At 61.8% G+C, this 20,920-nt stretch carries 13 protein-coding genes, 2 tRNA genes and 6 pseudogenes; 2 read left to right on the top strand and 19 right to left on the bottom strand.

Translation table 11 applies throughout. The features are described 5' to 3' along the window. Positions 1-181 precede the first annotated feature (181 nt). Positions 182-1,378, top strand: a complete 1,197-nt coding sequence (locus ACHMW6_RS11860; RefSeq protein WP_395404401.1) for an IS256 family transposase — start codon at positions 182-184, stop codon at positions 1,376-1,378. 352 nt (positions 1,379-1,730) lie between these two features. Here the strand turns inward: ACHMW6_RS11860 and ACHMW6_RS11855 are convergent. The 6 genes and pseudogenes from ACHMW6_RS11855 to ACHMW6_RS11830 all read right to left on the bottom strand — a co-directional run bounded on the left by ACHMW6_RS11855 (position 1,731) and on the right by ACHMW6_RS11830 (position 7,082). Continuing rightward, positions 1,731-1,807 (bottom strand) — tRNA-Arg (locus ACHMW6_RS11855). 60 nt (positions 1,808-1,867) lie between these two features. Beyond that, positions 1,868-1,944, bottom strand: a tRNA-Pro gene (locus ACHMW6_RS11850). A gap of 115 nt (positions 1,945-2,059) precedes the next feature. After that, positions 2,060-3,411: pseudogene (glmM, locus tag ACHMW6_RS11845) on the bottom strand (phosphoglucosamine mutase). 19 nt (positions 3,412-3,430) lie between these two features. Then, a pseudogene (gene folP / locus ACHMW6_RS11840) lies at positions 3,431-4,256 on the bottom strand (dihydropteroate synthase). Positions 4,257-4,385: 129 nt separating this feature from the next. After that, positions 4,386-6,273 (bottom strand): annotated as a pseudogene (gene ftsH / locus ACHMW6_RS11835) (ATP-dependent zinc metalloprotease FtsH). A 160-nt stretch (positions 6,274-6,433) separates the two neighbouring features. After that, a pseudogene (locus tag ACHMW6_RS11830) lies at positions 6,434-7,082 on the bottom strand (RlmE family RNA methyltransferase). A gap of 52 nt (positions 7,083-7,134) precedes the next feature. Here ACHMW6_RS11830 and yhbY point away from each other — a divergent pair. Further along, the gene (yhbY, locus tag ACHMW6_RS11825; RefSeq protein ID WP_395407291.1) at positions 7,135-7,602 is read left to right on the top strand and encodes a ribosome assembly RNA-binding protein YhbY; all 468 of its coding nucleotides are present in this window, start codon (positions 7,135-7,137) and stop codon (positions 7,600-7,602) included. Positions 7,603-7,717: 115 nt separating this feature from the next. Here yhbY and ACHMW6_RS11820 read toward each other — a convergent pair whose 3' ends face one another. The 13 genes and pseudogenes from ACHMW6_RS11820 to pstC form a co-directional block, all read right to left on the bottom strand. Then, the gene (locus tag ACHMW6_RS11820) at positions 7,718-8,152 is read right to left on the bottom strand and encodes a DUF4149 domain-containing protein (RefSeq protein WP_395407290.1); all 435 of its coding nucleotides are present in this window, start codon (positions 8,150-8,152) and stop codon (positions 7,718-7,720) included. Next, positions 8,152-8,628: a transcription elongation factor GreA gene (gene greA / locus ACHMW6_RS11815; RefSeq protein WP_395407289.1), complete on the bottom strand. Its 477-nt coding sequence runs from the start codon at positions 8,626-8,628 to the stop codon at positions 8,152-8,154. The genes ACHMW6_RS11820 and greA overlap by 1 nt, the downstream gene beginning before the upstream one ends. A 103-nt stretch (positions 8,629-8,731) precedes the next feature. Next, positions 8,732-11,950 carry a carbamoyl-phosphate synthase large subunit gene (gene carB, locus ACHMW6_RS11810; protein WP_395407288.1) on the bottom strand — a complete coding sequence of 1,073 codons (3,219 nt, stop codon included), beginning with the start codon at positions 11,948-11,950 and terminating at the stop codon, positions 8,732-8,734. A gap of 2 nt (positions 11,951-11,952) precedes the next feature. Continuing rightward, on the bottom strand, positions 11,953-13,116 hold the full coding sequence (carA, locus tag ACHMW6_RS11805; RefSeq protein WP_395407287.1) for a glutamine-hydrolyzing carbamoyl-phosphate synthase small subunit: 1,164 nt from the start codon (positions 13,114-13,116) through the stop codon (positions 11,953-11,955). Positions 13,117-13,355: 239 nt separating this feature from the next. Beyond that, complete coding sequence (locus tag ACHMW6_RS11800; RefSeq protein WP_395407286.1) at positions 13,356-13,874, bottom strand: GNAT family N-acetyltransferase; 519 nt, start codon at positions 13,872-13,874, stop codon at positions 13,356-13,358. Positions 13,875-13,900: 26 nt separating this feature from the next. After that, positions 13,901-14,305, bottom strand: coding sequence for a heme-binding protein (locus ACHMW6_RS11795; RefSeq protein ID WP_395407285.1), 405 nt, complete (start codon positions 14,303-14,305; stop codon positions 13,901-13,903). A gap of 12 nt (positions 14,306-14,317) precedes the next feature. After that, a pseudogene (locus tag ACHMW6_RS11790) lies at positions 14,318-15,326 on the bottom strand (patatin-like phospholipase family protein). A 58-nt stretch (positions 15,327-15,384) separates the two neighbouring features. Continuing rightward, positions 15,385-16,713, bottom strand: coding sequence for a phosphate regulon sensor histidine kinase PhoR (gene phoR, locus ACHMW6_RS11785; RefSeq protein WP_395407284.1), 1,329 nt, complete (start codon positions 16,711-16,713; stop codon positions 15,385-15,387). Beyond that, positions 16,710-17,402 carry a response regulator gene (locus tag ACHMW6_RS11780; RefSeq protein WP_395407283.1) on the bottom strand — a complete coding sequence of 231 codons (693 nt, stop codon included), beginning with the start codon at positions 17,400-17,402 and terminating at the stop codon, positions 16,710-16,712. The genes phoR and ACHMW6_RS11780 overlap by 4 nt, the downstream gene beginning before the upstream one ends. An 8-nt stretch (positions 17,403-17,410) precedes the next feature. Further along, positions 17,411-18,121 (bottom strand): phosphate signaling complex protein PhoU, encoded by a 711-nt coding sequence (gene phoU, locus ACHMW6_RS11775; protein ID WP_395407282.1) that lies wholly within the window; start codon positions 18,119-18,121, stop codon positions 17,411-17,413. 129 nt (positions 18,122-18,250) lie between these two features. Then, complete coding sequence (pstB, locus tag ACHMW6_RS11770; RefSeq protein WP_395407281.1) at positions 18,251-19,015, bottom strand: phosphate ABC transporter ATP-binding protein PstB; 765 nt, start codon at positions 19,013-19,015, stop codon at positions 18,251-18,253. A 16-nt stretch (positions 19,016-19,031) separates the two neighbouring features. After that, positions 19,032-19,887, bottom strand: a pseudogene (gene pstA / locus ACHMW6_RS11765) (phosphate ABC transporter permease PstA). After that, positions 19,887-20,858, bottom strand: a complete 972-nt coding sequence (gene pstC, locus ACHMW6_RS11760; RefSeq protein WP_395407280.1) for a phosphate ABC transporter permease subunit PstC — start codon at positions 20,856-20,858, stop codon at positions 19,887-19,889. Before pstC ends, pstA begins: the two are co-directional and overlap by 1 nt. Positions 20,859-20,920 lie beyond the last annotated feature (62 nt).

The raw sequence follows: 20,920 nt of genomic DNA, 5'->3' as shown, positions 1-20,920 counted from the left end.
GTCGTACGACCGCAATTGCCCAATCGAGCATGCGGGCTAGCACGGAGATGGTGCCCCAGGGTGTGGTGTATGAAGAGGTCGCCGGAGTCGGCGTTTAGGAAGGCTGCTTGAGGGCGGCCATTGTGATTCTTAAGGTAATGTTGGGTTTGCGAAGACCTTAACTCAACCTAAGGGAAACACAATGACCAACGCCACTATCGCACTATCCGAGCTCGCCGAAAAGGGGGCGGATGCAGATTTCATCCGTCAGACCTTGCAACATGCCTTGCAGCGGCTCATGGAAATGGACGTGGAAGCGCTTTGCCAGGCCGCCTATGGCGAGCGCAGTGATGAACGCATCAACAGCCGCAACGGCTATCGCGACCGCGCTTATGAAACCCGGGCCGGCAAAGTCGATCTCAAAATACCCAAGCTGCGCAGCGGCAGTTATTTCCCCGGCTTCCTGGAGCCACGGCGCACAGCCGAAAAGGCGCTAACAGCGGTGATTCAGGAGGCCTATATTCAGGGCATCTCCACCCGCTCAGTCGATGAACTGGTCAAGGCTATGGGCATGACCGGCGTCTCCAAGAGCCAGGTCTCGCGGCTGTGCGAAGAGATCGATGAGCGGGTACAAGCTTTCCTTGGTCGGCCTATCGAAGGCGATTGGCCTTACCTGTGGATCGATGCCACCTACGTTAAATCGCGTCAGGCCGGCCGAGTTGTGTCAGTGGCCGTGATAATCGCGGTGGCCGTCAACACTGACGGCGTGCGCGAAATCCTTGGCGTGGCGACCGGCCCTTCCGAGGCTGAGCCTTTCTGGACCGAGTTTCTGCGCGGCCTGACGCGGCGAGGGCTGCGTGGCGTTAAGCTGGTTATCTCGGGTGCCCATGAAGGGCTGAAGGCGGCCACCAGCAAGGTGTTGAAGACAACTTGGCAGCGTTGCCGTGTGCACTTTATCCGTAACGCCCTGGCGCATGTTGGTAAAGGCCAGCGCCAGGCCGTACTGGCCATGATCAATACCATCTTTGTGCAGGAAAGCGCCGAGGCAGCCAGCGGACAGTGGCGAACAGTGGCCGACCAGCTGCGGGCCAAATTCTCCAAGCTGGCTGCCATGATGGATGACGCCGAATATGAGGTTCTATCCTTCATGAGCTTTCCCAAGGCGCACCGAACCCAGATTCACAGCACCAATCCGTTGGAACGCCTGAACGCCGAGGTCAAACGCCGCACTAACGTTATTGGCATCTTCCCCAATGACCGCGCCATCATCCGGCTCGTGGGCGCCTTGATGCTGGAGCAAAATGACGAGTGGTCACTGCAACGCCGATACATGCAGCTTGAAGGATTGCAGTCCTTGAGCGACAATCAGTCCGCACGGCTCTCTGCCGTGATCAACTGATCGGGGACCCAGCCCCTTGAGAATCACTTCTCGTACACCACTCCTGGGGACACCATCTTCGTTTTGGAACCGGCCGTTGCGCCCTTCCGCGAACTCCCTGATGATTTGCGTCGAAGACTGAGCCGCTTTTGGAGCGCGCCCGGTGATGTCCGAACCTGCAGACTTTCCGCCTGTTTGCTGGAAAGTGCCTACGCAGTGCCAACGCAAAGAACTTCTGCCAGAGTGCCCGACACAAAATTTCTGTGTAAGCCAGTGATTTCATTGGGTCTGTCTAACAGCATTATCCCAATGACTCTCGGCCTGAGTAGCCAAGGATCCAACGTCGAGATTAGAGGTAAGTCCTTGATTTCATTGGCCTGCCCAGCAGGAATCGAACCTGCGACCCTCGGCTTAGAAGGCCGATGCTCTATCCAACTGAGCTATGGGCAGTGCGGAAGGGATTCTCAGAAAGAGAAGCGGGTTGTCAAGAGACAACCCGCTGAGGATTTGTGGTCGGAGTACAAGGATTCGAACCTTGGACCCCCTGCTCCCAAAGCAGGTGCGCTACCGGGCTGCGCTACACTCCGATTAACTTCATGATACCTCCCGGGGGCGAGGGGCGTCAATGTTAATACGGCAACGTCGGCGCATAGACGGCGGATCAATGATCCGCCCTACGCGGTTTGACGAAGCCCAGGTTGACTAAGCGGCGAGCTGGGTGTCGACTTTGGCGGCGATGCGGCGGGCCATACTTTCTGCGGCGTTGGCGTCGCGCGCTTCGACCATCACGCGGATCAGCGGTTCGGTGCCGGAGGCGCGGATCAGCACGCGGCCGGAATCGCCGAGCTCTTTCTCAACCTTTTCTTTTTCCGCGACCATGGCCGGGTTCTTCTGCCAGTCGAAGCCGGCCGGTACGCGCACATTGATCAGCGTTTGCGGGAACAGCTGCAGCTCGCCCGCGATGTCGGACAGCTTCTTGCCCGAGCGCTTCAGTGCGCACAGCACCTGCAGCGCCGAGATGATGCCGTCGCCGGTGGTGTGCTTGTCCAGCGCCAGCAGGTGGCCGCTGCCCTCGCCGCCGAGGATCCAGCCCTTTTCCTGCAGCACTTCCAGCACATAGCGGTCGCCGACCTTGGCGCGCGCGAAGCCGATGCCCATCTTCTTGAAGGCCACTTCCAGCGCCATATTGGTCATCAGCGTACCGACAGCGCCCTGCACATTGCCGCGTGCGGCGCGGTCCATCACCATCACGTACAGCAGCTCATCGCCGTTGTAGAGACGGCCGTTGGCGTCGCACATGATGAGGCGGTCGGCGTCGCCGTCGAGGGCGATGCCCAGGTCGGCATTGTGCTGCAGGACAGCCGCGGCCATCGCTTTCGGCGCAGTCGCGCCATGGCCGTCGTTGATGTTGAAGCCATCGGGCTTGTTGCCGATCGCAACCACTTCCGCACCCAGTTCGTGGAACACGTGCGGCGCGATATTGTAGGCGGCGCCGTGGGCGCAATCGACCACGATCTTCAGGCCGCGCAAGTCCTGCTCGTTGGGGAAGGTGCTCTTGCAGAATTCGATGTAGCGGCCCTGCGCGTCTTCCAGGCGTTTGGCGCGGCCCAGCTTCTCGGACGGCACGCAGCCCATCGGCTGGTCGATCAGGGCTTCAATGTCCATCTCCACCGCGTCCGGCAGCTTGGTGCCCTGGGCCGAGAAGAACTTGATGCCATTGTCCTGGAAGGGGTTGTGCGAAGCGGAGATCACCACGCCGGCCTGCAGGCGCAACGCGCGCGTCAGGTAGGCAATGGCGGGGGTTGGCATCGGGCCGGCCAGCATCACGTCCACGCCGGCAGCCGCAAGGCCTGCCTCCAGAGCCGCTTCCAGCATATAGCCGGAGATGCGCGTGTCCTTGCCGATCAATACGGTGGGGGCGCCATGCCGGGCGTGGCCGTCTTGGCCAGCACCTTGCCTGCGGCATAGCCGAGGCGCATGACGAAATCAGGCGTGATCGGCGCTTCGCCAACCAGGCCGCGGACACCATCGGTGCCAAAATATTTGCGTGCCATATACTTGGTCTCTTCCTTGTTATTGAGCTGCCTGCCACACTTTTAATGCGTCCACAGTCTCGGCCACATCGTGCACCCTGACGATTTGCGCGCCATGGGCCACGGCAGCCAGTGCGCCGCCGATACTGCCCGCCAGGCGCTGCTCGACCGGCTTGCCCGTCACCGCGCCAATCATCGATTTGCGCGACAGGCCCGCCAGCAGCGGCACCCCCCAGCTCGGCCACCATGCGGCGTCCGGCCTTGAGCAAGGCGTAATTATGCTCGACGGTCTTGCCAAAGCCAAAGCCCGGATCGATCCAGATGCGATCCCGGTCAATACCCGCGGCAGTCAGCACTGCAATGCGCTCGCGCAGGAAGTCGGTCACCTCCTGCACGACGTCATTGTACTCGGGCTTGTCTTGCATTGTTGTAGGATCATTAAGCATGTGCATTATGCACAACGCACAATCGCTGTCTTTCACGGCCTCGATCGCTCCGGGCGCGCGGAAACCGTTTATATCGTTGATCATGTCGGCGCCGGCCAGTATCGCTTCGCGCATGACTTCCGGTTTATAGGTGTCCACCGAGATCGCCTTGCCGCAGTCGCGCAGCGCGAACAGCACCGGCAGCACGCGGCGCAGCTCTTCATCGAGCGGCACGGCGGGAGCGCCGGGACGGCTCGATTCGCCGCCCACGTCGATGATGTCGACGCCGTCGCGGATCATCTGCTCGGCATGGTTGATGGCATAGTCCAGCGAGGCGAATTCGCCGCCGTCGCTGAAGGAATCGGGGGTGACGTTGAGGATGCCCATCACCAGCGCGCGGCTGGCGGGGAAATTGAAGCGGCCGAATTTGAGGGTTGGCATGTGTGCAAAACCAGAGGCGGAAACCTGGTGTCTGCCACATCGTGGCAGACACCTGCTTTATGCCGTGGGTTCTAAAAAAAATTAAGGGCGAGGATCGCTCCTCACCCTTGTGTATTGCTTGGCCGGCGATCAGGCCGGTGCGGTGACGTTCGGATTCGGGTTGGAGCCCGGGCCGTCGCCGCTTGGCTGCTTGCGCAGGGTCACGCCGGCTTTCGGCGGACGCGGTTCCTGGCCGGCCATGATGTCGTTGATCTGGTCCGCATCGATGGTTTCCCATTCCAGCAGGGCCTTGGTCATCATTTCAACCTTGTCGCGGTTCTCTTCCAGCAGCTTGCGCGCCAGGGCGTACTGGTTATCCAGGATGGAGCGGATTTCCGCGTCCACCTTCTGCTGGGTCGCTTCCGAGATGGTCTTGTTGGTACCGCCCAGGAAGCCTTCGTTCTGGGTGTCCTCGTACACCATCACGCCCAGCGCATCGGACATGCCGAACTTGGTGACCATCGAACGTGCCAGCTTGGTGGCGCGCGAGAAGTCATTGGAAGCGCCGGTGGACATCTGGCCCACGAAGATCTCTTCCGCGATGCGGCCCCCGAACAGGATGGAAATCTCTTCCAGCATCTTGTCCTTGTAGCCCGAAATATTGTCGTGCTCAGGCAGCTGCCAGGTCAGGCCCAGGGCCCAGCCGCGCGGCATGATCGTGACCTTGTGCACCGGGTCCGCCTTCGGCAGCAGCTTCGCCACCACGGCGTGGCCGGACTCGTGGTACGCCGTGTTGCGGCGTTCCTCTTCGCGGATCACCATGGACTTGCGTTCCGGGCCCATGAAGATCTTGTCTTTCGCGTCTTCGAAGTCCTGCATGTCGACCAGGCGCTTGGAGCGGCGGGCGGCAAACAGCGCGGCTTCGTTAACCAGGTTGGCCAGATCGGCGCCGGAGAAGCCCGGGGTGCCGCGGGCCAGGATGTCGGCCTTCACGTCGGTGCCGATCGGCACTTTGCGCATGTGGACGTTCAGGATCTGTTCGCGGCCGCGGATATCCGGCAGGCCCACGGACACTTGGCGGTCGAAACGGCCCGGACGCAGCAGCGCCTTGTCCAGCACGTCCGCACGGTTGGTCGCGGCAATCACGATCACGCCGGACGAGGCTTCGAAGCCGTCCATTTCCACCAGCAGCTGGTTCAGCGTCTGTTCGCGTTCGTCGTTGCCGCCGCCCATGCCGGCGCCGCGGTGACGGCCCACAGCGTCGATCTCGTCGATGAAGATGATGCAGGGCGAATGCTTCTTGGCGTTTTCGAACATGTCGCGCACGCGGGATGCACCCACGCCGACGAACATTTCAACGAAGTCCGAACCGGAAATCGAGAAGAACGGCACTTTCGCCTCGCCGGCAATGGCGCGCGCCAGAAGGGTCTTACCGGTACCCGGAGGACCTACCATCAGCACACCGCGCGGGATGCGGCCGCCCAGTTTCTGGAATTTGGTCGGGTCTTTCAGGAAGTCGACGATCTCGGTCACTTCCTCTTTGGCTTCATCGCAACCTGCCACGTCGGCAAAGGTCACGGTGTTGTTCGATTCATCGAGCATGCGCGCCTTCGACTTGCCGAAGCTGAACGCGCCGCCCTTCCCTCCGCCCTGCATCTGGCGCATGAAGAAGACCCATACACCGATCAGGAGCAGCATCGGGAACCAGGACACGAACACCTGCTGCAGGAAGCCCGGCTCCCTCGGGCGGCTTCACATCGAAGCGCACGCCGTTGTCGCGCAGGTCGCCGATCAGGCCGCGGTCCAGGAAGGTGGAAGTGGTGCGTACTTTGGAATCGTCGCTGCGGGTCGCGGTAATGCTGGTACCCTCGATCAGGACTTCCTTAACACGCTTGGCTTTGATTTCATCCAGCAGGTCGGAATAGGCAATTGGTTTGCTGCCGCTCGCGATGCTGTGGCTGTCAAATTGCTTGAACAGCATAAATAACAGCAGGGCAACGATGACCCAAATAGCCGATTTAGAAAACATGTTATTCACGAAAACTCCTTGGATGCGACGGCGCACCAGTTACCTGTAGCATGTAGTTCATTTTACTCGTATTGGGCAGGCCGTGCTACAAACCAGCCCAAAGGTGCGCAAACCGCCACGCTCTGTGGCTGAATATGCGGCATTTTTTCGCAAAAACAAGGGCAAAATGTCAATTTTCGACCGGATTCTTCAAGCCGCGCCCTAATAGGAAAATTTCGGAGGATTTATCCCGGCTGGCTTTCGGCTTTTTCTGAGTGACGGTCTTGAATTCGGCCCTGAATTTTTCCACGATCTGGCTGAATCCCAGATCCTTGAAACATTTAACCAATAGCGCCCCACCCGGTTTCAGGTGATGCTGCGAAAAGTCGATGGCCAGGTCGATCAAATCTTCCATGCGCGCGGCATCGGCCACCGAAATACCCGACAGATTGGGCGCCATGTCCGACAATACAAGGTCGGCTTTCCGGCCCTGCAGCACTTCGGCCAGCTGGTCCAGGATCTCCTGCTCGCGGAAGTCGCCCTGGATGAAGTGCATGTCGGCGATCGGCTCCATCGGCAGGATGTCCAGGCCGATTATGGTGCCGTGGATGCCGCCGCCCTCCTTGCCCGCCAGCTTGCGGCGGGTGCTCGCCCCAGGAACCAGGAGTGCAGCCGAGGTCCACGATGACCTGGCCCGGCTTGATCAGCTTCTCGTCTTCGTCGATCTCTTTCAGCTTGTAGGCCGCGCGCGCACGGTAGCCATCCTTCTGGGCGGCGCGCACATAGGGGTCATTAATATGGTCGTGTAACCAGTTTTTGTTTATTTTGTTCTTTGCCATTAGCGTAGAATACTGCCTTTAAGAGAACCACTAGAGAATCTAGAAGAAAATTATGTTGAACCTGACACCTGTCGAGCGCAGCGCCCTGCGCGCCGAAGCTCACGGCCTGAAACCGATCGTGCTGGTCGGCGAAGCCGGCCTGACCCCGGCCGTCATGAAGGAGATCGAGCTCGGTCTCGATGCCCACGGCCTGATCAAGGTCCGCGTCTTCGGCGATGACCGCGAAGCGCGCATCGAAATGTATGAAACCATTTGCGCCCAGCTGGACGCGGCGCCTGTGCAGCACATCGGCAAGCTGCTCGTGCTGTACCGCCCGAAGAAGGAAGCCGAGAAGACCTCCAGCGGCAAGGCCGGCAAGGGCATGCGCATGGTGACCATCGTCAAGCCAAGCCCCAGCGGCCGCTCCAAGCCGAGCGTCTCGAAAGTCCTGCTGAAGGGGAATGAGCGCGTGACCAGCGGCGGCAATATCAAACGCGCCAAGAAGCGCCAGACCAGTACCAAGAAGTCGACTCTCGCCTGAAACCCACCCCGAAGGCTGGTGGCAGGCACCAAGGTGCCAGCCACCTGTTCGTAGTCCGTGGCCGGAAGCAGGTGGCTGGCACTTTAGTGCCCGCCACCAGGGGTTGCAGTGGGTTCTACTGCTTCCACACCAGCCAGCCCGCCAGCAGGCTTTGCACCAGATAGATGCTGCTCGAAATCCCGTGCAGCATGCCGAAGCGGCTCTTTACCGCCTCGTCCACCAGGCCGGTGGCGCGCAGTTCGGCCATCATCGGCTGCAGGCCGAAGTGGCTGGCCACGGTGCACATCACCATTGCCACGATCAACAGCAGCGCCGTGCGGCGGCGCTTCGGCGTCCAGGCCGGCGTGGCAAGCCACAGCAGCACGCCCATCGCCACGCCGCAGCCCAGGGACACCATCGCCTCCACATGGAACATGCTGCCGGCAATCGAGCCGGCCAGCGTACGGTCGCTCAGGGTCGCGAACAGCGTCGGCGCCACCAGGTAGCCGACCGCCCACAGGCTGCCGGCCCACAGGGCGGCCACCAGCAGGCGTACTTTAGCGAGCGCCATCAAACGTAGCGCACTTCCAGGATTTCGTATTCGCGCGGACCGCTCGGGGCCTGCACTTCGACCACGTCGCCGGCGTACTTGCCGATCAGAGCGCGCGCGATCGGCGAGGTCACGGAGACCTTGCTCATTTTCAGGTCGGCTTCATCCACGCCCACGATCTGGTAGCTCACCTTGGAGCCGGACTCCAGGTCTTCCAGGTCCACGGTGGACGCAAACACCACGCGGCCTTCCGCATCCAGGGTGGACGGGTCCACGATCTGGGCCGAGCTCAGCTTGCCTTCCAGTTCCGCGATGCGGCCTTCCACGAAGGCCTGGCGCTCCTTGGCGGCATCGTATTCAGCGTTTTCGGACAGGTCGCCGTGGGAACGGGCCTCGGCGATCGCGTCGATCACATTGCGGCGTTCCTTGGTCTTCAGCTGATGCAGCTCTTCCTTCAGAAGTTCGGCGCCGTACTTGGTCAATGGAACTGAGTTCATATTCGTCTCTTATGAAATTGCTAAAAGCACAGAGCCCGCGCCATGCTTCAGCGCGGGCTCTGAGGTTAGTTTGTTACAGCGTTCTGCTTACTGCTTCATAACCTTAGTTTAAAGACTTATGCAGCCCTTGTAAATCGTACACACGCAACTCGTCCAGATGGCGGATACCGGCCACGGCCGCCTCGGCGCCCGCGATCGTCGTGTAGGTCGTTACACGTGCCGCCAGCGACGAAGTACGGATATTACGCGAATCGTGGATGGCGGTCCGTTTCTCTTCCACCGTGTTGATCACCAGGGCGATTTCGTGGTTCTTGATCATGTCGACGATGTGCGGACGGCCTTCGGACATCTTGTTGACCGGGGTGACCGGAATGCCGGCGGCCGAAATCACGGCTGCCGTACCCTTGGTCGCCACCAGGGTAAAGCCGGCGTCCACCAGGTCCTTCGCCACTTTCACGGCGCGCGGCTTGTCCGACGCCTTCACGGACAGGAAGACTTTGCCCGACTTCGGCAGCTTCACGCCCGCGCCCAGCTGGGACTTCACGAAGGCTTCCGCGAAGGTGGTGCCAACGCCCATCACTTCACCGGTCGACTTCATTTCAGGGCCCAGGATGGTGTCCACGCCCGGGAATTTCACGAACGGGAACACGGCTTCCTTCACGCTGTAGTAAGGCGGCACGACTTCCTTCGTGATGCCCTGCTCCGCCAGCTTCTGGCCCACCATGCAACGCGCCGCAATCTTGGCCAGTTGCAGGCCGGTCGCTTTCGACACGTAAGGCACGGTACGCGATGCGCGCGGGTTCACTTCCAGCACGTAGACGACATCCTTGCCGTCCTGCTTCTGGATCGCGAACTGCACGTTCATCAGGCCGACCACGTTCAGGCCCTTGGCCATCAGCGAAGTCTGGCGCTTCAGTTCATCGATGGTTTCCTGCGACAGCGAATACGGCGGCAGCGAGCAGGCGGAGTCGCCCGAGTGCACGCCGGCCTGCTCGATGTGTTCCATCACGCCGCCGATGAAGGTGGTGTCGCCGTCGGAGATGCAGTCCACGTCGCACTCGATGGCGTCGTTCAGGAAGCGGTCCAGCAGCACCGGCGAGTCGTTCGACACTTTCACCGCTTCGCGCATATAGCGCTCCAGGTCGCGCTGCTCGTGCACGATTTCCATCGCACGGCCGCCCAGCACGTAGGAAGGACGCACCACCAGCGGGTAGCCGATTTCCTGCGCCAGCTTCAGCGCTTCTTCTTCGGTGCGCGCGGTGCGGTTAGGCGGCTGGCGCAGTTCCAGGTCCTGCAGCAGCTTCTGGAAACGCTCGCGGTCTTCCGCGGCGTCGATCATGTCCGGCGAGGTGCCGACGATAGGCACGCCGTTGGCTTCCAGGTCCAGCGCCAGCTTCAGCGGGGTCTGGCCGCCGTACTGCACGATCACGCCGGCCGGCTTTTCCAGGTCCACGATTTCCAGCACATCTTCCAGCGTCAGCGGCTCGAAGTACAGGCGGTCGGAGGTGTCGTAGTCGGTCGACACGGTCTCCGGGTTGCAGTTGACCATGATGGTCTCGTAGCCGTCTTCGCGCATGGCCAGCGCGGCGTGCACGCAGCAGTAGTCGAATTCGATACCCTGGCCGATACGGTTCGGGCCACCGCCCAGCACCATGATCTTCTTCCTGTCGGTCGGATTGGACTCGCACTCTTCATCGTAGGTCGAGTACATGTACGCGGTGTTGGTCGAGAATTCGGCCGCGCAGGTATCGACGCGCTTGTACACCGGGCGGATGCCCAGTTCACGGCGCTTCTTGCGGATTTCGGTGTCGGTGGTCTGCAGCAGGTAAGCCAGGCGGCGGTCCGAGAAGCCCTTCTGTTTCAGCTTGAACAGCGTGGTCTTGTCGATGTTTTCCAGCTTCTGGGTATCCATCCACAGTTCCAGGTCCACGATCTCCTTGATCTGGATCAGGAACCACGGGTCGATCTTGGTCAGGCTGTGCACTTCTTCCAGCGTGAAGCCCTGTGCGAAGGCGTCGCCCACGTACCAGATGCGCTCAGGACCCGGCTCGCCCAGTTCCACTTCCAGCGTTTCGCGATCGATGGTTTTCTGGTTCAGGCCATCCACGCCCACTTCCAGGCCACGCAGGGCTTTCTGGAAGGATTCCTGGAAGGTACGGCCGATGGCCATCACTTCACCCACGGACTTCATCTGGGTGGTCAGGCGGTCGTCGGCAACCGGGAATTTCTCGAAGGCGAAGCGCGGCACCTTGGTCACGACGTAGTCGATCGAAGGCTCGAAGGAGGCCGGGGTTGCACCGCCGGTGATTTCGTTGCGCAGTTCATCCAGCGTGAAGCCCACGGCCAGTTTCGCTGCCACCTTGGCGATCGGGAAGCCGGTGGCCTTCGATGCCAGTGCCGAGGAACGGGACACGCGCGGGTTCATCTCGATGACGATCATGCGGCCGTCTTTCGGGTTGATCGAGAACTGCACATTGGAGCCGCCGGTGTCCACGCCGATCTCGCGCAGCACGGCCAGCGAGGCGTTGCGCATGATCTGGTATTCCTTGTCGGTCAGCGTCTGCGCCGGCGCGACGGTGATGGAGTCGCCGGTGTGCACGCCCATCGGGTCCAGGTTTTCGATCGAGCACACGATGATGCAGTTGTCCGCCTTGTCGCGCACCACTTCCATCTCGTACTCTTTCCAGCCCAGCAGCGACTCTTCGATCAGCAGCTCATTGGTCGGCGAGGCTTCCAGGCCGCGCTTGCAGATCGCTTCGAATTCTTCTTCGTTGTAGGCGATGCCGCCGCCGCTGCCGCCCATGGTGAAGGACGGACGGATGATGGTCGGGAAGCCCACTTCCTTCTGCACGGCCCACGATTCTTCCATCGAGTGGGCCACGCCGGAACGTGCCGAACCGAGGCCGATCTTGGTCATCGCTTCCTTGAACTTGGCGCGGTCTTCGGCCTTGTCGATGGCTTCCGGAGTGGCGCCGATCAGTTCAACCTTGTACTTGTCCAGCACGCCGTTGCGGTGCAGGTCCAGCGCGCAGTTCAGCGCGGTCTGGCCGCCCATGGTCGGCAGGATCGCGTCCGGCTTTTCCTTGGCGATGATGCGCTCGACGACCTGCCAGGTGATCGGCTCGATATAGGTCACGTCCGCCATTTCCGGGTCGGTCATGATGGTCGCCGGGTTGGAGTTCACCAGGATGACCTTGTAGCCCTCTTCGCGCAGTGCCTTGCAGGCTTGCGCGCCGGAGTAGTCGAACTCGCACGCCTGGCCGATGATGATCGGACCGGCGCCAATAATCAGGATGCTTTTAATGTCTGTACGTTTTGGCATTTTTATTTCTTCTCCGCGGCTTCCATCATCGTGATGAAGCGGTCAAACAGGTAGGCGACGTCGGTCGGGCCGGGCGATGCTTCAGGGTGGCCCTGGAAGCAGAAGGCCGGCGTGTCGGTACGGGCGAAGCCTTGCAGCGAGCCGTCGAACAGCGACACGTGGGTCACGCGGCAGTTGGCCGGCAGCGTATCCGCATCCACGGCGAAACCGTGGTTCTGCGAGGTGATCATCACCTTCTTGCTGTCCAGGTCCTGCACCGGGTGGTTGGCGCCGTGGTGGCCGAACTTCATCTTCAGCGTCTTGGCGCCGGAAGCCAGCGCCATGATCTGGTGGCCGAGGCAGATGCCGAAGGTCGGGACCTTCTTCGCCAGGAATTCTTTCGTGGCCGCGATCGCGTAATCGCATGGCTCAGGGTCGCCGGGACCGTTGGAGAGGAACACGCCATCCGGGTTCAGGGCCAGCACGTCGGCGGCGCTGGTCTGCGCCGGCACCACGGTGACCTTGCAGCCGCGCTGGGCCAGCATGCGCAGGATGTTGCGCTTCACGCCGAAGTCATAGGCGACCACGTGGAACTTGGGATCTTCCACCTTGCCGTAGCCTTTGCCCAGCTCCCACTCGGTTTCGTTCCATTCGAAGATGGAGGGGGTGGTCACGACCTTGGCCAGGTCCATACCGTTCAGGCCAGGGAAGTTGCGCGCCAGTTCAATCGCTTGCGTGACGGATGGCTCATTGCCCTGGGTGCCCGTGAGGATGGCGCCGGCCTGCGCGCCCTTTTCGCGCAGGATGCGGGTCAGCTTGCGGGTGTCGATACCGGCGATGGCGACGATGTTCTCGGCCTTCAGGTAGTCGGCCAGCGACTGGTGGGAACGGAAATTCGATGCCAGCAGCGGCAGATCGCGGATGATCAGGCCTGCGGCGTGGACTTTGGTCGCTTCGATGTCTTCAACATTGACACCGTAGTTACCGATATGCGGATAGGTCAGGGTGACGATCTGGCGGCTGTAGCTCGGATCGGTCAGGATTTCCTGATAGCCGGTGATGGACGTGTTGAAAACGACTTCGCCCGTCGTATGGCCGGCAGCACCGATGGAAAATCCTTTGAAGATAGTTCCGTCAGCGAGGGCCAGAATGGCTGGAACGGCTGGGCCAGAAAAAAATGGCGGCAAGGGCAACTCCTGTAAAGTTACCGTAGCGGCGCCACTCAGACGACCCACAGCGAATCCGGGCGCATTCGCCGGGCTTGCGGGTCAGATGATGATGGGATGAGGGGTAGGCGCTACGGTCGAATAGTAATTGGCTAAACCTTTGAATTATAACCCATTCTCGCCCGTTCGACAATCCCAACCCAAGGCATAAGGCTGGTGGCAGCCACGGCGTGGCAGCCACCTGTTTCAGGCTTGTGGTTTCAGGTATCGCGGTGGCGCTCGAACAGAATCTGATCGAACCATTCGCCCTTGTGCTGCATGCTGCGGGTGGCGCGGCCGTATTCGAGGAAGCCGTTGCGCTGCAGGACGCGCACGGAAGCGGCGTTTTCGGGCCGTGAATTGGCCTCAATGCGCCAGAATCCCAGCTTGCCGAAGGCTTCCTCCAGCATCAGGGCGACGGCGCGCGAGGCGACGCCCTTCCCTGCATGCTGCTGGCCGATGCGGTAGCCCAGGGTGGCCTTGTTGAAGGCCACGCGCTGGACGCCAGTGAGGTTGACGCGACCGATAATTTCGCCATCCTGTTTCAACAGGTACTGGTGCGACAGGTCCATCTCGCGCTCGCGCTGGGCCAGCACCAGGGACCCGGTTACGGCGGCCAGCGAATAGAAAGACGGTGAGCGCGGCACGACCCAGTGCTCGAACCACGCCCGGTTCGCCAGCTCGAAGGCGAAGAGGCCCTCGGCATCGGCGGGCGCGGCGGAGACGAGCAGCAGGTCCATGGCGGCGGCGAGCGAAGGGCGGCGGATCAGCCCAGGGTGGCGATGCCGGCCTTGGCGATCTGCGCGTCTTCGGTCGACTTCACGCCGGACACGCCCACAGCGCCCACGGTATGGCCGTCGATGACGATATTCACACCGCCTTCCAGCATGCCTTCCACGCCAGGGGCGCTGAGGAAGGAAGTACGGCCGTTGTTGATGATTTCTTCATAGATGCGCGATTCGCGGCGGCCCAGTGCAGACGTGCGCGCTTTCGACGGGGCGATATGCGAAGACATCGGCGCCGCGCCATCCAGGCGCTGGAACCACAGCAGGTGGCCACCATCGTCGCAGATGGCGAAGCTCACGGCCCAATTGTTCGCCTTGGCTTCGGCTTCGCAGCCGGCGGCAATCTTTTTCACGTCTTCCAGGGTCAGGTACGGCTTGGTTTGCATTGCTATTCTTCCTTATTGCACCGCAGGCTGCTCACGGCGCGCCTTCAGTTTTTGCTTGAGTTGGGCCATCACGGCCATGGTGGCGCGCTCGCCGGCCTGCATGGCGACCGCGCGGTTATTGAAATCGCTGGAACCCATCTTGCCCAGCGGCGGCTGGATCACGATGTCCGCATCGCGCAGCTCGAGCTGGTTGATGCGCTGCCCCATGATGGAGAAGGTTTGCATGATCACTTCCAGCGAGGAATTCGTGGCCTGGGCCTCGGCCTGGGTCGAAATGTTCACGGCGATGATGAACTCCGCGCCCATTTCACGCGCAAAGCGCACCGGCACGGGCGCCACCAGGCCACCGTCGACGTAGGTATGGCCGGAGATCGTCACCGGCTGGAACACGCCCGGCACGGCGGAACTGGCGCGCACGGCCATGCCGGTATTCCCGCGCTGGAACAGGATGGGCTGCCCCGTCTTCAGGTCGGAAAGCAACGGCGCCGAAGGGAATCTTCAGCTTCTCGATGGTGCGGTGGTTGACCGCCTTGTTCACATAGGCTTGCAGGGCCTCGCCTTTCAGCACGCCGGAGGATTTGCCGAACAGGGGCAGCGCCCAGTCGGAAATGGCCGATTCGTCCATGTCGTAGGCCATCTTCTGCAGGGTGCTGGCGTTATTGCCGGCCGCGTAAAGGGCGCCCACCACGCTGCCAGCGCTGGTGCCGACCACGATGTCCGGCACGATGCCCTGCGCTTCCAGGGCCTTGATCACGCCGATATGGGCGAAGCCGCGCGCGGCGCCGCCGCCCAGGGCAAGGCCGATCCGGACTTTGCGTTGCGGGACGGGAGGCGGAGCCTGCACGACCGGCGGCTGCACGGGCGCAGCGCCGTCATTGGGCAGGCCAGGCGTGCCGGGAGCCGGCGCCGATGCGCCAGGCTGGCCGGAGACGGCAGGCTGGGTGGGAGCGACAGGAGTTGTCTGGCATCCGGCCAGCGCCAGGGCTGCCAGCGCGGCCAGGGTGAAACGTTTCAAATACATGGATGGTTACGGGTCTGCACGGTTTGAGCGTGCAGATTGTAACGCATCCAGAGAGTCATCACGCCGCGCGCGGGGCTGGCAGCGCTTCTGCAGGCTGCGGCGCGTTGGAGGTGGACTTCGGCAGGCTGACGGTAAAGCTGCTGCCGTGGCCCGCTTCCGAGGTGATGGTCAGCTTGCCGCTGTGGCGCAGCAGCACGTGCTTGACGATGGCCAGGCCCAGGCCGGTGCCCTGCGTCTCGCGCGAACGGCTCTTGTCCACGCGGTAGAAGCGCTCGGTCAGGCGCGAAATGTGTTCGGGGCTGATGCCGATGCCCGTATCCTGCACCTGGAACTGGACGCCGGTGGCCGTATCTTCCCAGCGGATGCGGATCTCGCCGCCGGCCGGCGTATAGCGCACGGCGTTGGACACCAGGTTGCCGAAGGCGCTGTGCAATTCGTCCGAACTGCCCATCACATCGCCGCCCTTCACTTCCAGCGTGATGGTGTGCTTGCCGCCGGAAAGCGCCCTGCCCTCGTGCAGGATCTGCTCCATCAGCTTGGCCACGTCCACATGCTCCGGGCGCACCGGGTGGTCGACCGATTCCAGGCGCGACAGGGTCAGCATGTCCTCGATCAGGTGCTGCATGCGGTGGCCCTGCTCCATCATCAGCTTCAGGTGGGCGGCGCGGGTTTCCGCATCCAGGTCCATCGACGCGGCGATCTCCAGGAAGCCCACGATCACGGTCAGCGGCGTGCGCAGTTCGTGCGAAGCGTTGGCGATGAAGTCGCGGCGCATCATTTCGGCGCGCTGGGTTTCCGTGATGTCGTGGGTGACGAGAATCTGGCGGCGGTTCTCGAACGGGATGATGTGAACGATCAGCTTGCGCTCGCGGAAGCTGAGGGTCAGCGGCTGCTCGTAGCGGCCCAGGATCAGGTAATCCATGAAGTCCGGGCTGCGCACCAGGTTGGTCACGCGCATGCCCTTGTCGCGGTCATGGCGCAGGCCCAGGTGTTCCTCGGCGGCCGGATTGCACCATTCGAGGAAGAGCACGTCGTCCATGATCACCACGCCGTCCGGCAGCAGGTGCATGGCCTGGCGGAAGCGGGCCAGCCATTCGGTCAGCTCGGCCTGGTTCTTTTCATCGTCGCGGCGCAGGCGGTACAGGCGCGCGAACACGCCCGTCCACTCGCCCCAGCCATCGGGCAGGCGGCCGCTTTGCGGGTTGTCCAGCCACTGGCTGGCCTGGTACAGGTAGCGCAGCTGCGTGAACACGGCCGCCAGCAAGCCGGCGATGATGACGAAAATGCCGGCGGAGACGCCGAACAGCCAGGCGGCCAAAGCGGCGCCTGCCAACAGGAAGCCCAGCCGCAAGGCGACGGGCACCCAGAACACGACGAGTGGATTCATGATTTCTCGGACAGCATGTAGCCGACACTGCGCACCGTGCGGATCAGGTGTTCAGCCTCTTTCAGCGCCTTGCGCAGGCGCAGCACATGCACGTCGACCGTGCGTTCCTCGATTACCACGTGGTCACCCCACACCTTGTCCAGCAACTGGCTGCGCGAGAATACGCGCTCCGGGTGGGCCAGGAAGAACTTCAGCAGCTTGTACTCGGCGTGGCCGATGTCGATCTTGCTGTCGTTCAGCGATACGGTGCAGCTGACCGGGTCCAGCGTGACGGGACCGGCCTTCATCAGCGTCTCCGCCAGCTCCGGGCTCTTGCGGCGCAGCAGCGCACGGGAACGGGCCAGCAGCTCGCGCGGCGAGAACGGCTTGGTGATGTAGTCGTCGGCGCCGCTGTTCAGGCCTGCCAGCTTGTCCTCTTCCATGCTCTTCGCGGTGAGCATGATCACCGGCACATTGCCGAAGTGGCGGTCGCCGCGGATACGGGCCAGCAGGCGCAGGCCGCTCTGGTCGGGCAGCATCCAGTCCAGCAGCACCAGCTGCGGGGTCCGGGTCTGCATATACTCCCAGGCTTCCTGCGTGCGCTGCACCGAGACACAGTTCCAGCCCGCTTCGCGCAGCGAGAAAGTTACCAGTTCAACGATTGCCGGTTCATCTTCGACAATCAATACAGTCGTCTTATCGGATGCCATTGCTTGCTTTACTCTGGGCTGGCCTCAGTCTGTGCGTCCACGGCAGCGCGGCTGTGGCGGATATCCTTGCCTTCCACGACATAGATCACGTATTCGGCGATGTTCTTGGCGTGGTCGCCGATGCGCTCGATGGCCTTCGCCACCCACATCGTATCAAGCGCGGCCGAAATCGTGCGCGGATCTTCCATCATGAAGGTAATCAGGTTACGCATGATGGTGCGGAATTCGTGGTCGATGATGGCGTCCTGCGCGATCAGCTGGAGGGCTTGCTTGCCGTCGTTGCGGGCAAACGCGTCCAGCGCGTCGTGCAGCAGGTCGCTGGTGGCGTTGGCGATACTGCGCACCATCTCGTAGTGGTTGACAGTCACGGCGCCGCGGCCATGCAGGCTCTTGGAGGTGCGCGCGATCTTGGCCGCTTCGTCGCCGATGCGTTCCAGGTCCGTGATCACCTTGATGGTGGCCATCACGGTGCGCAGGTCGTTGGCGGTCGGCTGGCGGCGCACGATCAGGTGGCTGCACTGGTCGTCCAGCTGCACTTCCAGCTGGTTCACGTTGTCGTCTTCGCGGATCACGCGGTCGGCACGTTCGGAGTTACCGATACGGAAGCAGGTCATCGCGTCCAGGAACTGGGTCTCGACGATGCCGCCCATCAGCAGGACTTTGGAGCGGATCGCTTCCAGTTCGTGATCGTACTGCTTGCTAGAATGTTCGCCCATCATGGCTATCTCTCCATTGAGATTTCTATTTGTATTAAACGTTACGGGCCGGTCGCGGCGGATCAGGTAAATCACGGTCAGCTACACGGCGTAGGGCGGATCATTGATCCGCCGTGCTTGCGTGCCGTTGGCTTAACCGAATCGGCCGGTAATATAATCCTGCGTTTCCTTACGGGCCGGATTCATGAAGATCTGGTCCGTCTCGCCGAACTCCACCAGCTCGCCCAGGTACATATATGCCGTGTAGTCCGAGCAGCGGGCCGCCTGTTGCATATTATGGGTCACGATCGCGATCGTGTAGTCCAGTTTCAGTTCGCTGATCAGTTCTTCCACTTTCGAGGTGGAGATCGGGTCCAGTGCGGACGTTGGTTCGTCCAGCAGCAGCACATCCGGCTTCACCGCCACGCCGCGCGCGATGCACAGGCGCTGCTGCTGGCCGCCGGACAGCGACAGGCCGCTCTTGTTCAACTTATCCTTCACTTCGGTCCACAGGGCCGCCTTCTTCAGCGCCCATTCAACGCGCTCGTCCATCTCGCCCTTGGACAGGTCTTCGTACAGGCGCACGCCGAACGCGATGTTATCGTAAATCGACATCGGGAACGGGGTCGGCTTCTGGAACACCATGCCGACTTTTGCGCGCAGCATGTTCACATCCAGGCCCGGCTCCAGGATATTGCGGCCGCGGTAGGCGATGCTGCCCTCGGCGCGCTGGCCCGGATACAAGTCATACATGCGGTTCAGGGTGCGCAGCAGGGTCGATTTGCCGCAGCCGGACGGGCCGATGAAGGCAGTCACCTTCTTCTCATGGATGTCCAGGTTCACATTGTGCAGGCTGCGCGTCTTACCGTAGTAGAAGTTCAGGCCGGAGATTTCAATGATTTTGCTTGCTTGGGTCATGATCTTTGCTCGTTAATTATTTCGGCGCTTTCTGGGCAAATACGGTGCGCGACAGGATGTTCAGGCCAAGCACGCTGAAGGTCACCAGCAGTGCGCCACCCCATGCCAGGGCGCGCCAGTTGTCGTACGGGCTCATGGCGAACTGGTAGATCACTACCGGCAGGTTGGCCAGCGGCTGGTTCATGTCGGCGCTGAAGAACTGGTTGTTCAGGGCGGTGAACAGCAGCGGAGCGGTCTCGCCGGGACACCCGGGCCACGGCCAGCAGCACGCCGGTCACCACGCCCGCCGTCACGGCGCGCAGGCGCACCAGCATGGCCACTTTCCAGCGCGGCGCGCCGAGTGCGAAGGCCGCTTCCAGCAGCGAATTCGGCACCAGGCGCAGCATATTGTCGGTGGTGCGCACCACGACCGGAATCGCGATCAGGGACAGCGCGATCGAACCGGCGTAGCCCGAGAAGTGCTTCACGTTCGCCACATAGAAGGCGTACACGAAAAGGCCGATCACGATCGACGGTGCGGACAGCATGATGTCGGTCACGAAGCGGGTCACCTGGGCGACCTTGTTCTCTTCGCCATACTCGGCCAGGTAAATGCCGGCCAGGATGCCGATCGGGGTCGACACCAGCGTGGACAGTCCCACCATCATCAGCGAGCCGGCGATTGCATTCATCAGGCCGCCGCCTTCGCTGCCCGGTGCGGGCGTGGTGGCGGTAAACATGGCGCCGCTCAGGGCCGAGAAACCATGAATCAGCAGCGTGGCCAGGATCCAGAGCAACATCAGGATACCGAAGGCCATGGCGCCGACGGACAGGGCGATGCCGATACGGTGGGTCAGCAGGCGCTTGCGATAAACAGGATTATTGGTATTCATCATTTCACGCCCTCCTTGCGCGACATACCCGTCAACATCAGCTTCGCGGCGGACAGGACGATAAAGGTAATCACGAACAGGATCAGCGCCAGGGTGTACAGCGAGGACACGTGCAGCGGCGTGGATGCTTCGGCAAATTCATTGGCCAGAGTGGAGGCGATCGAGTTACCCGGCGCGAACACCGAGGCGCTCAGCTTGTTGGCGTTACCGATCACAAAGGTCACGGCCATGGTCTCGCCCAAGGCGCGGCCCAGGCCCAGCATGACGCCGCCCACCACCCCGGTCTTGGTGTACGGCAGCACGATCTTGCGCACCACTTCCCAGCGGGTGCAGCCCAGGCCGTAAGCGGATTCCTTCAGCACGGCCGGCACGATCTCGAACACGTCGCGCATCACGGAGGAGATAAAGGGGATGATCATCACTGCCAGGATCAGGCCGGCGGTCAGGATGCCGATGCCCATGGTCGGGCCCTGGAAGATCACGCCGATCCACGGCAGCTGGCCCAGGGAGTTCTTCAGCAGCGGCTGAACGTAGTCGCCGAACATCGGCGCAAACACGAACAAGCCCCACATGCCGTAAATGATGGACGGCACGCCTGCCAGCAGTTCTACTGCGGTACCCAGCGGGCGGCGCAGCCAGACCGGGCAGATCTCGGTCAGGAACAGGGCAATGCCGAAGCTGACCGGGAAGGCGATCAGCAGCGCGATGCCGGAGGTCACCAGGGTGCCGACAATGGCGATTGCCGCGCCATACTGGTCATTGACCGGGTCCCACTCGACGGTGGTGATGAAAGCCGGCCCGAATTCCTTGAGCGCCGGTACTGCGCCGATGAAAAGGGAAATGATGATGCCGACCAGGACGAACAGCACCGACAGCGCGAACAGCATCGTCACCTTGTGGAAGATGAAGTCCTGCATGCGCTGCTTGCGCATGATCGAATGCATGGCTGCGGTCTGGGCGTTGTCGCTCATGGCCGGCTCCGGAACGGAGATAGTGGGAGAGGAGATATCTGCACTCATGAGATTTTCTTATA

The sequence above is a fragment of the Pseudoduganella sp. UC29_106 genome (assembly GCF_044055365.1).
GTDB lineage: Bacteria > Pseudomonadota > Gammaproteobacteria > Burkholderiales > Burkholderiaceae_D > Rugamonas.
Note: the sequence above shows the minus strand (reverse complement) of the source record. Positions and strands in the feature narration are given on the sequence as shown.

Coding starts and splice junctions, on each gene's coding strand:
- phoU (WP_395407282.1), bottom strand. CDS start 18,121: ATGATGGGCGAACATTCTAGCAAGCAGTACGATCACGAACTGGAAGCG.
- ACHMW6_RS11860 (WP_395404401.1), top strand. CDS start 182: ATGACCAACGCCACTATCGCACTATCCGAGCTCGCCGAAAAGGGGGCG.
- carB (WP_395407288.1), bottom strand. CDS start 11,950: ATGCCAAAACGTACAGACATTAAAAGCATCCTGATTATTGGCGCCGGT.
- phoR (WP_395407284.1), bottom strand. CDS start 16,713: ATGAATCCACTCGTCGTGTTCTGGGTGCCCGTCGCCTTGCGGCTGGGC.
- ACHMW6_RS11780 (WP_395407283.1), bottom strand. CDS start 17,402: ATGGCATCCGATAAGACGACTGTATTGATTGTCGAAGATGAACCGGCA.
- pstB (WP_395407281.1), bottom strand. CDS start 19,015: ATGACCCAAGCAAGCAAAATCATTGAAATCTCCGGCCTGAACTTCTAC.
- greA (WP_395407289.1), bottom strand. CDS start 8,628: ATGAACTCAGTTCCATTGACCAAGTACGGCGCCGAACTTCTGAAGGAA.
- ACHMW6_RS11795 (WP_395407285.1), bottom strand. CDS start 14,305: ATGCAAACCAAGCCGTACCTGACCCTGGAAGACGTGAAAAAGATTGCC.
- pstC (WP_395407280.1), bottom strand. CDS start 20,858: ATGAGCGACAACGCCCAGACCGCAGCCATGCATTCGATCATGCGCAAG.
- yhbY (WP_395407291.1), top strand. CDS start 7,135: ATGTTGAACCTGACACCTGTCGAGCGCAGCGCCCTGCGCGCCGAAGCT.
- ACHMW6_RS11800 (WP_395407286.1), bottom strand. CDS start 13,874: ATGGACCTGCTGCTCGTCTCCGCCGCGCCCGCCGATGCCGAGGGCCTC.
- ACHMW6_RS11820 (WP_395407290.1), bottom strand. CDS start 8,152: ATGGCGCTCGCTAAAGTACGCCTGCTGGTGGCCGCCCTGTGGGCCGGC.